General features: G+C 45.9%; 1 protein-coding gene. It reads left to right on the plus strand.

The features are described 5' to 3' along the window. Positions 1-682, plus strand: a 682-nt coding sequence (locus tag Q4500_RS18625) for a PKD domain-containing protein (protein ID WP_303601060.1), incomplete at both ends; no start/stop codon positions are given.

Consider the following 682-nt stretch of genomic DNA (forward strand, 5'->3'; position numbering starts at 1 on the left):
GGAACTTTTATAGTGCCTGCAAACCTGACCACGCTGGATATCTGGCTCTTTACGAACTATGCCTCACAGAATGCGGGGACCGTATATTATGATAATCTAAGTATCGTTAATTTGTCAAAAACGGAAGTTAATATGGCTCCTGTCTCTGAATTTACAGCCTCTACGGTACAAGGCCCGTCACCTTTGACTGTCGACTTTAACGGATCGGCTTCTTCAGATGACAGTGGTGTAGTTTCATATTCTTGGGATTTTGGGGATGGTAGTACTGGTACTGACGTTCAACTTTCACATATTTATACTTCGGCAGGAATATTCAATGCGGAACTAACGGTAATGGATGCCGATGGGCTGATGGATACCGATACGGTAGAAATCATTGTAGAGGCATCCGCGGATTCCCCGATATCCATATCCTCTGGAAGTCCGTTGAGCGGAGGTATTCCCTTATCGGTCGATTTTACGGGAAGCGATTCTACCGACGATGTGGGTATAGTTAGCTATACTTGGGATTTTGGCGACGGTGGCAGCTCTGATGTTTCTGATCCGCATTACGTTTATGTAGATGCGGGCAATTATACGGCAACCTTAACGGTAACCGATGAAGATGGAAATTCCTCTGTCAGTACACTTGAGGTAGAGGCGGTAGACGGTAGTGCACCTTTGGTTTGCACCGACCAACTGA

Source organism: Maribacter sp. 1_MG-2023 (genome assembly GCF_030547005.1).
Taxonomy (GTDB): Bacteria; Bacteroidota; Bacteroidia; order Flavobacteriales; family Flavobacteriaceae; genus Maribacter.